The organism is Ekhidna sp. (assembly GCF_040220215.1).
Lineage (GTDB): Bacteria > Bacteroidota > Bacteroidia > Cytophagales > Cyclobacteriaceae > Ekhidna.
In genome coordinates this window covers 239,774-251,987 of record NZ_JAVJTR010000020.1, presented here as the reverse complement: position 1 = coordinate 251,987, position 12,214 = coordinate 239,774, and the positions used below count along the sequence as shown (strand labels likewise).

At 40.5% G+C, this 12,214-nt stretch carries 10 protein-coding genes; 2 read left to right on the top strand and 8 right to left on the bottom strand.

Going from position 1 to position 12,214, the window contains the following annotated elements; translation table 11 throughout:
• Positions 1-120: 120 nt before the first annotated feature.
• Positions 121-2,058: a hypothetical protein gene (locus RIC88_RS14875; protein ID WP_350218350.1), complete on the top strand. Its 1,938-nt coding sequence runs from the start codon at positions 121-123 to the stop codon at positions 2,056-2,058.
• Positions 2,059-2,062: 4 nt separating this feature from the next.
• Here the strand turns inward: RIC88_RS14875 and RIC88_RS14870 are convergent, their stop codons facing one another.
• Positions 2,063-2,986: an SRPBCC family protein gene (locus RIC88_RS14870; protein ID WP_350218349.1), complete on the bottom strand. Its 924-nt coding sequence runs from the start codon at positions 2,984-2,986 to the stop codon at positions 2,063-2,065.
• 81 nt (positions 2,987-3,067) lie between these two features.
• Between RIC88_RS14870 and RIC88_RS14865 the strand changes: the two genes are divergently transcribed.
• Positions 3,068-3,970 carry a histone deacetylase family protein gene (locus tag RIC88_RS14865; protein ID WP_350218348.1) on the top strand — a complete coding sequence of 301 codons (903 nt, stop codon included), beginning with the start codon at positions 3,068-3,070 and terminating at the stop codon, positions 3,968-3,970.
• An 8-nt stretch (positions 3,971-3,978) separates the two neighbouring features.
• Here the strand turns inward: RIC88_RS14865 and argJ are convergent, their stop codons facing one another.
• The 7 genes from argJ to RIC88_RS14830 are packed head-to-tail and all read right to left on the bottom strand — an operon-like array spanning position 3,979 to position 12,214.
• Positions 3,979-5,196, bottom strand: a complete 1,218-nt coding sequence (argJ, locus tag RIC88_RS14860; RefSeq protein WP_350218347.1) for a bifunctional glutamate N-acetyltransferase/amino-acid acetyltransferase ArgJ — start codon at positions 5,194-5,196, stop codon at positions 3,979-3,981.
• Between the two features lie 19 nt (positions 5,197-5,215).
• A complete protein-coding gene (gene argC / locus RIC88_RS14855; protein WP_350218346.1) occupies positions 5,216-6,256 on the bottom strand; it encodes an N-acetyl-gamma-glutamyl-phosphate reductase in 1,041 nt (346 codons plus the stop codon).
• Complete coding sequence (locus RIC88_RS14850; RefSeq protein ID WP_350218345.1) at positions 6,253-7,449, bottom strand: aspartate aminotransferase family protein; 1,197 nt, start codon at positions 7,447-7,449, stop codon at positions 6,253-6,255. Before RIC88_RS14850 ends, argC begins: the two co-directional genes overlap by 4 nt.
• Position 7,450: 1 nt before the next feature.
• Positions 7,451-8,260: an acetylglutamate kinase gene (gene argB / locus RIC88_RS14845; protein ID WP_350218344.1), complete on the bottom strand. Its 810-nt coding sequence runs from the start codon at positions 8,258-8,260 to the stop codon at positions 7,451-7,453.
• Entirely contained in the window at positions 8,257-9,075 is an 819-nt protein-coding gene (locus tag RIC88_RS14840; RefSeq protein ID WP_350218343.1) for a hypothetical protein, read from the bottom strand. The genes argB and RIC88_RS14840 overlap by 4 nt, the downstream gene beginning before the upstream one ends.
• The gene (gene alr, locus RIC88_RS14835) at positions 9,072-10,232 is read right to left on the bottom strand and encodes an alanine racemase (RefSeq protein ID WP_350218342.1); all 1,161 of its coding nucleotides are present in this window, start codon (positions 10,230-10,232) and stop codon (positions 9,072-9,074) included. The genes RIC88_RS14840 and alr overlap by 4 nt, the downstream gene beginning before the upstream one ends.
• A complete protein-coding gene (locus tag RIC88_RS14830; RefSeq protein WP_350218341.1) occupies positions 10,226-12,214 on the bottom strand; it encodes a hypothetical protein in 1,989 nt (662 codons plus the stop codon). Before RIC88_RS14830 ends, alr begins: the two co-directional genes overlap by 7 nt.

Here is a 12,214-nt window from a genome sequence, read left to right as displayed (position 1 = left end):
TTATTTGTTGTACAATACGTGAAAGTAATCAATTAGTTGTATAAAAAGTGAAAGTAATATCACTATCTAAAAAAATAGGATATCAAGACGAACTTCTTTTATACTTGCCAATTGTCGAATATGAGGAAATTGAACTACGTAAATAGGGTAATTGTAACAATCGTGCTATTGTTAAGTTTTAGCACCTCATCTGCACAAACTGATACCATTTTAGTACGTAAAAATCAGCTTATTGTCATCGCTGATTCGTTGGTAATCCCCAAGAAAGACACCACCATCATTTTACCTGCCGGCTCTGATTATAAAGTATTGGACAATAAATATGTTTTATCTGAAGGTTTTTATGATTCGATATATTCCGCCGCTAAAAAGACCCGAGTTACCAAAGAGTTGTACAATCTGCTTATCACTAACAGACCGACACAGCAGGATCCTTTTAAGAATAAAGAGCCTGTAAAGAGTGAATCATTTTTTGAAGATTTCGAAGGGCGAGTGATTTCCTCCATTGACTACATTTCCGTGGATTTGTTTGGTGGATCTGTAAATGACACCACACTTAAGGCCGAATCCAGTATTGGAAAACTGACCAACGAGCTCCACAAAAACACCAAAAAAAATGTGGTTTTTAAACATCTTCTATTCGACAGGGGTGATGAAGTGAATGCCTTCGAATTTGCAGATACAGAGCGAATAATACGATCACTTCCATATATCGAAGATGCCAGAATAGTCTTGAAAATAGATCCTGAAAATCTGGAAGGAGTAAAGGTCTATGTTATCGTAAAAGATCGATTTCCTTGGTCTATAGACCTCTCAATTGATAACAATGATGCCTATCGGGTCGGTTTCACCAATCAGAATATTTTAGGGTCAGGAAATGAGTTTGGTATTGGTTATCTGCACACACGGGAAGAAATGCCAATGCATGGCTATGATGCTCATTACACCGTGAGAAACATAGATGACTCATTCATTGACGGAACCATCTTTTTGTCTGACAACTATTTGGGAAAGAGTAAAGGAATCACCTTCAAAAGGGATTTTCTTTCACCAAATATTAAGTACTATGGAGAAGCTACTTTTGAACATGTAGAGCCTATTTCTGATTTGATATTTGCTGATTCCTTATACGAAAAGGATTTCAATATAGACCGGAAAAGCTATGATGTTTGGGGAGGCAGATCATTTCAAATAGACGAACGGAAGACTTTTAATGCCGCATTGAGATTGCAACATGACAATTTTGATGAGCGTCCGATGGTGAGACCTGACAGTAATGAGTTATATCACAATCACCACTTCCTGATTGGGGCTCTCTCCTATAGTAAAATCAATTTCCTTAAAACAAAGAATATCCTCTCGTTCAACATTACTGAGGATGTTCCAATAGGTTTTATTTACTCTTTTATAATGGGTAAAGACTGGACAGAGTTTGGTGAAAGGGATTATAAAGGCGTGCAAATAAGCTATTCTACCTATAAAGAGAAATGGGGATATTTCTTTCTGAATCTTGAGTCAGGTTATTTTTCTAGCTCGAATAAGAGAAAAAATCAAGTACTGCAAATAGATGGACGCCATTTTACTCCTCTATTTGATTTTGGAGGAGCTTATTCAAGGATATTTACTAGATTTCATTATTTCGATGGGGATAACCTTTCTATTCCGATATCCCAAAGTTTATCAGGGCAAAATAGAATTCGAAACATTGAAGGAATGCAAATTGAGGGTAATAAATTAATGACACTCACTTCTGAATATGTGGTGTTTCAACCATGGTACTTTTATGGCTTTCGCTTTGCAACCTATGGCCATTTAGGTGTCGGAAATGTTCGTGAATCCAGGATTCAAGACCCCTATAACAAAACTTACTTTACAGCGGGTGGTGGTGTTCGGATCAGGAATGAAAGTTTAGTTTTCGACACATTCGAATTTAGGGTCTCTTTATTTCCCAACGCCCCCACAGAAGGACAGATATTTTACTTTAAGGTTACCCTTTCTGCACCACAATTTTTCCAAAATCCGAATGTGCGTAAACCCAGAATTGTAGGTTTGGATTAAGCTTTCACTTAATAGGAAAGTGGATTTCAGTAATCAATTCCTTTTCAAGAGTTTTTTGAGGATCATTTAGATAGGTTTCAAATGGATGAATATCCTTCCTGGGTTTAAATTCTTTATTTCTATGCATAGTGTACAATGTGCTCCATGCATTTCCTAAATGCTTATATGCGCCAGTATGGCGAAGAGTGTATATCGGTGTTTTTTCAATCTCTCCGGTAACAAATCCGTCGGGTAAATCAGATGGAATTTCTTTTACCTGAACAGCCACTGTATAAGCAACTTTGCCTTTTACAATATCCCATTTATGGTAGATAGTTAGCGGCTCCCCATCAATATTATCTCCATCTCGTTCTGTATACTGCCATATTCTTCCAAAATCCTCAGACATTTTTGTGGCCATATCATCAATCAGACAGTCCGTTTTTATCCCAATCCATTTACATCCTGCAAACTCAGAATTTCCCTTAAAATCCAGCTTTGAATAAATCTCTCCCTGCTCCACATAGGCCTTTAGCATATCCAGACCTCTCTCATAATCTGCACCAACCCAAGCTCCCATCATCTTCTTCATCCAGAAAAGGTAAAATGGAAGGCTTGTATCCATGGTCCATTTAACTTCCGTTCCTTCGTTGGTGTTAGTGAGGTAAAAACTGGTAGTGTTGGCGGATTTCCAGGGTTTCAAAAAATTCAAATCACAATGAAGGTATTCATTTTCCCTCTCCTCCAGTACTTTCATATTGCCAGCCCCCACTCGATCACCTTCCCATTTATATGATTTTGCATCGTCTGCAATATCTACTTTTGCTTCAGGCTCCATGAGTAGCCAGGGTGACCAAACCACCCATTTATTGAAATCACTGATCGCGGCATACACCAATGCAACAGGCGCATTAATTTTGATGGAGCGTTCTATTTTGAGTTTGGGCATAGTTGTGAGTTGAGTGATTAAAAATTACTATGCCTAAGTTACCATTCTCAAACATTAAATTAAAGTCAGAGTTAATATCCAATGCTGAAGATAGCCTGGTCTTCTATTTACAATCACCCGCTTCCACCCAAGCACCGGTTTCCTATGGAGAAGTATGACTTGCTTCCAGAACAGTTGGTACATGAAGGGACCATAAAAGAATCAGATTTATTTTCACCTCGTACTCTAATCACAGATGAGATACTCGCGGTTCATACCACGAAATACTGGCAAAAACTTCAAAAACTAGACTTTAACAGACAAGAAGAACGAAGAAGTGGGTTTCCGATTTCAGAAGGGCTGGTAAAGAGGGAAGTAACCATTAATGCAGGGACCATCCAATGTGCTGAATTTGCACTTCAATACGGAATAGCAATGAATATTGCCGGTGGAACACATCATGCATTTTCAGATCGTGCAGAAGGATTTTGTTTACTCAATGATATCGCCATCGCATCCAGATACTTACTTGACCATGGAAAGGCATCACAGGTTCTGGTGGTAGACCTGGACGTTCATCAGGGAAATGGAACTGCGGAAATTTTTCAAAATGAAGATCGAGTTTATACATTCAGTATGCATGGCGAGCATAACTACCCACTTCATAAAGAGCGATCTAATTTGGATATTCCTCTTAAAGATGGCACCAGTGACTCCACCTATCTCAAAATTTTGGATCATAACATTAAAACATTGGTTGATAATGTTCAGCCCGATTTAATATTCTTCCAATCAGGGGTGGACGTTCTTTCCACAGATAAGCTTGGGCGTTTGGGACTCACGATTGCTGGTTGTAGAAAAAGAGATGAGCTGGTCATTTCACTAGCGAGGAAGAACAATATACCGCTTGTTGCCTCAATGGGTGGCGGATATTCGGAAGACATAAAACATATACTAGAGGCACACGCGAATACATATCGTCTGGCTCAGGAAATCTATTTCTGAAACATTGCTTAGGTTGTGTACATAGAATTGAACATCACATAATCTGTGGAAAGATCGGTTCCCCATCCTACTGCAGAAGCCTTACCTTCTTTCAGCTTCATCTGAATAATGATCTCTGATTTCTTAAGAATCCGCTTTACCAGATTCATATCAAAATCCAATGGTTTACCCTGATCAAGCATCTTCACGGTTTCAGTTTCATTTCCCAAGAAAAGATCAACTTTATCCACATTGAAATCAATTCCAGACCTGCCCATGGCCGCAAGTACTCGCCCCCAATTGGGATCTCTACCAAACATGGCGGTTTTTACCAGTGAAGAATCGGATACTACACGTACCATTTTTCTGGCTTCTTTTTTATTTCGGGCTCCTGTTAATCTATATTCAATGAACTTAGAAGCGCCCTCTCCATCGGATATAATCAACTTGGCGAGGTAGGTCATCAACTCATGAAGCTTTTCTTTGAAAAGCTTAAAATTAGGATCACTGGCTGAGGTGATTATCTCATTATCTGCCAATCCGGTAGACATAATGGAAGCCATATCATTAGTAGAAGTATCTCCATCCACAGTGATCATATTAAATGAATCATCTACCGCTTCTTTAAAGGCCTTGTCAAGTAGTTTTTGATCGATATTGATGTCCGTAAAAGTGAAAGCTAACATAGTAGCCATATTGGGGTGAATCATTCCAGAGCCCTTGGCTATTCCCGCAATGTTTATCGTGTTTCCATCAATTTCAAATTCCACATGTCCTTCTTTTGCAAAGGTGTCAGTGGTTAAAATGGCATTTGCAGCAAAGGATCCGGCACGTGAATTTTCTGAAAGATTTTTAACATTTTCTTTAATGCCTCCAACCACTTCATCTGTCGGAAATTCTTTCCCTATAATTCCGGTGGAAGACACAAGCACTTGATTGACGTCAATACCAAGTTCCTCTGCTGTGGCTTTCGCCATGGCAAGGGCTCCCTCCTCACCTTGCTTGCCTGTTACTGCATTCGCATTTCCTGAGTTTACAACAATGGCACGAGCTACGTTATTTGTCTCCTTCAAATGCTTTTTAGAAAGCGTAACCGGTGCAGCGCAGACCAGGTTTTGTGTGAATGTCGCAGAAACTTTGGCCGGAACCTCTGAGTACATAATAGCTAAATCCCTACGCATAGATTTGACACCCGTATGTGCCCCCCAGCATTTTATTCCTCTAACATTCGTAATATTTCGTATCATATCGATAATTGATAATTATTTATGGTTGTATTGGAACAATCGTCAAGCCCTCATCTTCCGATAGACCCATCATTAAATTCATGTTTTGAACAGCCTGGCCTGCAGCGCCTTTCACCAGATTATCAATGACTGACACGGTGATTATCGTTTGCGTACGTTCATCATACGTGGTAAATAGATCGGCAAAATTCGTACCTCTGACTTGCTTGATAGAAGGTACCTGATCCACCAATCTTACAAACGGCTCATTACCGTAGTAATTTTTGAAAAGCATTGATAGCTTTTGCTCTGTCATTTCCTTGGTTGGCTTTAAATAGCAGGTAGACAAAATTCCTCGATCCACAGGTAATAAGTGTGGTGTGAACAAAACACTGGATTCTTCTCCTGAATAGGAATTGATGACTTCCTGTATCTCAATTGTATGTCGATGAGTTTTTATTCCATAGGCTGTGAAATTGTCATTTACAACAGGGAAATGTGTATTGGTTTTTGCTTTATTTCCAGCACCTGTCACCCCTGTTTTAGAGTCTACGATCAAGTGGTTTTTATCTACTACACCTTCTTTGAGTAGAGGTGCTAAAGCCAAAATGGCAGAAGTTGGAAAGCAACCCGGATTTGCAACAAGATGAGCCTTTTTGATTCTAGCCCTGAATAATTCCGGTAGTCCGAAAACAGCAGACTCAAAACCCTCAGAAAAATTATGATCCTTTTTATACCATGTTTTATATACACTTGGAGAGGACAACCTGAAATCACCAGATAGATCTATAATCTTGAAATCCCTGTCAAGATAATCCTTTACAAAACCCATCGAAACACCGTGTGGGAGTGCCAGGAAAACAACGTCCAGATCATGCTTATCAATTTCTTCAATGCCGACTAATGGAGCATCGAAAATTCCACGGAATTGTGGGTGAACATCAACAAAGCGTTCACCTTTTCTAGAATCAGCAGTAATCACAGCAATTTCAACCGATGGGTGATGAATGAGAATTCGCACAAGCTCTGATCCCGTATACCCGGTAGCACCAATAATCCCCACATTTATCTTCTTGCTCATTTTCTATTTTCTTTAATAGACTGAAACAATACATCCAGTACCACCTGAAGATCATCCTTCGAAATATTCAATGGAGGCACTATTCTAACAATATTCCCGGCTGTTGCATTCGCTAATACTTTGTGCTTCATCATAGTTGCTACAATAGGTTTAGACTCTACAGACAATACCACCCCCAACATCAGCCCTTCTCCTCTTATACCTTCAATCTCAGGATAGTCGGCTGTAGCCTTCATCACCTGCTCTCTAAACCATTGTCCATTGGCAATAGTTTTTTCCAACAATCCTTCTTCTTCAATAACTTCAAGGGTTGCAAGGGCTGCAGCACATACCAATGGATTCCCACCAAATGTGGTTCCGTGATCGCCCCAGTCAATAGCTCCACCCACTTTCTCACTTGCCAGAACTGCACCTATTGGAACACCACCACCCAGGCCTTTTGCAAGAGTCATTATATCAGGTTCCACTCCGTAGTACTCAAAAGCGAACATTTTTCCGGTCCTGCCAATGCCACACTGAACTTCATCAAAAATCAATGCGATATTCTCTTGGTCACAGAAAGCTCTCAACTTCTTTAAGAATTCAGCCTCTGCCGGAATAATGCCGCCTTCACCCTGAATCGGCTCCAGCATGATGCCGGCTACATCCTGGTTCACTTTTTCCTTTACCAGGTCTATTTCATTAAACGGAACATGGCAAAATCCTTCGGGGATTGGATCAAACCCATTCATCATTGCTTTCTTCCCTGTAGCGGCTATGGTTGCCATCGTCCGACCATGAAAGGCGTTTTTCATATTGATGATAGTCCCACCTCTTCCGTTCTTGCTTGCATACTTTCTCGCAATCTTGATGGCACCCTCTACAGCTTCCGCACCACTGTTTCCAAAAAATACTCGCTTCAAGCCAGACAGTTCGCTCAGCTTTTTGGCTAAAACCATCTGTGGTTCGCTGACATAAAAATTAGAGATGTGGATCAGGTTTTGAGCCTGATCTGCTATGGCTTTTACCAGTTTAGGGTGGCCATGCCCAATGTTATTCACAGCAATACCGGCCAATGCATCGATATACTCATTTCCTTCCATATCCCACAGTCTGGAACCCTTGCCCTTTTTGAAGGCAAGCGGATACCGCTTGAATGTGGGTAGATAATATTCCTGATCTATTTTATGTAATTCTTCTGTTGTGTAACTCATTTTACTTCCTTATTACTGTTCCAACTTCAACTTCTTCATTCATAATTTTAAGTAGCATATCCGGCTTAGTACCATTGATGATTCTGGCTCTTGGTGAGCCGGTATTTAAAGCTATTTGGCATGATTCGATTTTAGGGATCATCCCTCCTACAATCACAGTTTTCATTAACTCAGGTATTTCGCTCATTCGGATTTGAGACATCAATGAAGCAGGGTCGTCTTTATCCCTTCTCAAACCATCAACATCAGTGAGTACTAAATACTCCGCACCTAATGCTCCAGCAAGTGCTCCGGCCATCATATCTGCATTGATATTTAATGAAACTCCTTCTTTGTCAGCTGCAACGCAAGCCACCACCGGTAAATAACCATTATTTATCAGATCGATCAGAATTTGTGAGTTCACCTCGTCCACATCTGCAACCTGCCCTAAATCAACCTTGCTATCCGCTTCGATATGATATCGCTTTTTAGTCGTTACAAGACCAGCGTCTTTTCCTGAAATGCCTATCGCCTTTATGCCTTTAGCATTCATTAAACCGACCAGACCCGTATTAACCTCTCCTTTGAGCGCCATTTCAATGTACCGCATGGCTTCTTTGGTTGTCTTTCTGTGTCCCCCGATAAACTCAGACTTAAGGGCAACCTTGTCCAGAATTTTATTAATGAATGGACCACCGCCATGCACCAAAACAATATGGTATCCATGGCTTTTGAGTTGAGCAATCCGATCAATGATTTCACTCTTAAGCTCTTCGTTCACCATCGCATTCCCACCATATTTTATCACTATGGTTTTGGGTATGGTCATGGTTTTCTTTTTGTCAGTCTGGTAAGTAGACTATCTGCTTTAAGTAAAAATTTACGATTATTACTCAATTGTTCATCGAGCTTGTCAAATTGGGATTGGATGGTACGAATTGATTTCTGCTGTTGCCTTACCAATCCCACAACATCCTTCATGTTCTGAGTGTTTGATGAAATTCTGTTGGTGATTTCCTCCAGATTCTTATTCTGTAATCGAAGAGAGTCTATAATTTGGTTGCTCAGCAGCTGATTTTCAATCAGTTCCTGACTGTTTGCAACAATCTCCTGATGATCTGAGCTAATGCTGGAACGAATACCACGTGCATGATAAATTAAGTCAGCTGCCAGCAAAACAATAAAAACATATACAGCAGCCTTCAACAAGTTGAAATCATTCCTGCTACTAAAATTACGTTTTGACCACTCGATCAATGAATCATTAAAGGAAATGTAATAATTGGCATACTTGAGTATATCAGTAGCTATTGCTATATCCGGAACAAAAATAGTTTTAGCATCCGAAGAAGCAGTTCCACAAGACTTAGTATTATCCGTTGTTGGTAGCTGTGACCATAGGTTAATATATCCTTCCCCTTCAAGTGCTTTTACGAAATTCAATCGATCTACCAGATGATGCATTACATCCGGAAGTTGATCGTCTTCAACCTGAAGGCTAAGTGTTTGCTGAAATGTACTTACTTCAATCTTTCCATCAGGCCAATCATGAGACAAAAAATCTATTAAGCCATAGCTATCCCTATCAGATTTAATTAATCTTTTGAGTAAACGCTTTTCCTTTTTACTAATCGGACGCCTCATTTCACAATTTTTCTGGGTATTGCCGCCGGCAATCTGCTCAGCATTTCGTTGTTCATCAACTGCGTAACCTGAGTGAATGAACTGATATTGATGGTATTATTCTTTTGTCTCCCCACTAAGACCACTTCCTCTCCCACTTCTACTCCTTCAATATGACTCACATCTACCATGAATAAGTTCATGTTAATAAGTCCCACGATCGGAGCTTTCTTTCCCTTTACCAGTACATGGCCTCTATTGGATTGTGCACGAGGATAACCATTGGAATATCCCAGTGGCATGACGGCTACCTTCATATCCTGGGTAGCCTGATATGCTGTGCCATACCCGATAAACTCTCCTGCACATACGTCTCTGACATCCATAACATCGGTTTTCCATGTGAATAAGCGCTTAAGTGAACCTCCATTGGAAGAACGGCCAGCATTCTGCATGTGCATATAATAGATATCCGGACTGGGCCAGAAGCCATATTGAGCTACGCCTATTCTCACCAAATCATATACGGTATCCGGATATGCTAATGCTGCAGCACTACATGCAATATGCCTGATTTGAGGCATGAATTTTTTCTGCTTACATACCTTAAGGAACTCTTTGAATTTCTTATGTTGACGATCAATCTTAAACTGATTCGAGAAGCTCTCAGCTCCACCAAAATGGGTACAAAGACCAGTGAATTCAAGGTGCTTGCTATGCTTTTTCAGGAAACTGAGTGCCGGTTGGAATTCCTTCTCAGGAAGTCCGGTACGGTTTGCGCCGGTCTCCACTTCCAGGTGAACCTTAGCCTTTTTATTTAATCGCTTAGCTTCTTCTAAAACAAGAGGTAAACGTTCAAAATTGAATACATAAAATTCAATCTCGTTTTCAATGGCCCAGGCGATATCTTCACTATACAAGATACCCATGATCATGACATCACTTTTGTCTGATTTAGCTTCCAGTACAGTCTCCGCCTCAAATGCTGACGCGGTGGCAAAATGATCTACCCCTGCTCGTTCAGCCATTTTTACAAACTCCTCTATACCATGTCCGTAGGCATTAGCTTTTACGACAGAGGAAATCCTGGCCTCAGATCCAATTTTCTTTTTAATGAAGTTGATGTTACTGGTCAGTGAAGATTGACTCAGCTCAATACGTGAGGAGTGTCTTACCATAATTTGGTTTGTTCGTTCCAGATATATGATGTTCCCCAACTCTCCTTCGCCAAATCTTTTACCCTCGAAATGGTTTCATCATCAACTAAATGCAAATGTGCATTTGCCTCTAAAGCATTAAAGTGAAAGGCATAAATTCTTGCTGCAAACTGGTGAAATGGTAAGGAAGATTCCCCCGGCTTTTCACCGTTTCCATGCACTGATGGTTTAATGTCCTGTCCCCAATCCTGACGTCCTTCATTGTTTGGGTTTAGGAAATAGATGCGATATTCATCATGCGGATCAAGGTCTACACGGAGTAGCGAAATAGCATGAAACCCTAACATGCTTCCATGATTACTCGTTACAAAAATCCCTATGGGGATTGGATAGACCACTTGTTTGTTGTCGTTGTATTTTGGATGAAACGCAGCATAGAAAATTCGCGTAAATCCATCAAAGTCCATGATTGAGTTAGATAGGTAATCATAGCAGGAAGCAAACCCAACCGGAATCCAATGGCCGTACATAGCAGGGTTTACCCACTTATGAGGATCATCCGTTCGGCCCATTGAACGTCTCATCATTTCATTATAAATACGATCAAGGTGAGGTACGAGGATCGCTGATACTACATCCAGGTTGTAATCCAGTTTTTCAACTAACCCTTTGGCCAACTTGATAGACTCAAGATCATGATTTTCAAATCTCATGATCAGGTTGTTTTGAGTAGCCACCGTGATAATCATATCGATCAACTTAGCTGGCGCATGCTGACTCCACATGCTGATACCTCTAGCAGACTGGCACGTTGGATTATTCCCCTGTCCCACGCCCAGTGGTTGACCCAGTACCTTTAAAGTCCCGCCAATTAAATACTGCAAAGCAGAAACGGAGCTTTTAGGATTATCAATGGACTTGAGAATTCTTTTTTCAACCTGCGCATTGATCTTAGCTCGACGTAGATTTTCCAGCCCGGCTCTAACCGGACGTCTTGAAAGTAAGTTTCTTCCCAGAACCCAGCTTAAGCCATAAATACATTGATAGTTTTCAGGAGTGACTATCTCTTTAATGAGTGTGATAATGGTCTGCTCAAACTTTTCCCATTCTGCTATGCCGCGATCATTTAACCCCAGGCATAAAGGCATCAATGAAACTTCATGTTCGACACAGTGAAGCAATAGATAAGCATGATATTGACTGACAAGGCCGGTATCAACCATCGACTCTCCCATCTGCATTGCTTCTTGTTCAAGGCCTACTTTAGAACAGCTTTCTAAATATGTAGCATAGTCATCGGGAGACAATCGATTATTTAGAATTGATTTGGTTGGAGCTTTTAGTGCATTGATGAACGACTTGACTAAGGCATCTGTATCTGTGTTTCCGGAGGTATCAAACCTTTGATCGATCAATCGAATCAACTCTCTTGCTTTGCGAGTTTCAACCGGACGCTGGCTACAAATCAAATCCACTTCAAGTGCCAGCTTTTCATAAATTCCGTCCACAGGTACTTCTGATAAGAGAAACCCAAAAAGGTTGGTTGCTTTTTTAATTTCCCGTTCGCTCATGGCGAGACGTGAATCCTCGGAAAGGTCATTTAAAGCAAACTCCAGATTATGCACCAATATCTCTTCAAGAAGTGATTTGGCCTCATCTTTAGAAATTTTCTTATTTGATTGTCCCTTAGAATTAGCGAGCAACCTAAGGTCAGATAAAATTTCGAAGCTCGATGAGGGATGCCCTGCTTGTAGCGTTCCCTTCACCAATGTCGGCACCAACTTTAGCGGCTGTTCCCAGGAAGTACCCGAAAAGAAACCCAACTCATCCAGTTCTGTACTTTTTTGATATAAATATGTCAGACCGTCCCGGGTCAATGCAAGGATATCTATTTGACTGGCAAGCTTGGATGCCTTGTCCCGTTTGGTAAGATCAGTTGCCTCCTTAAAGGAATCTAAACTTTCTTCAAAATTTTTAAAAAGTCGATTTTCTGCTATTTCCAT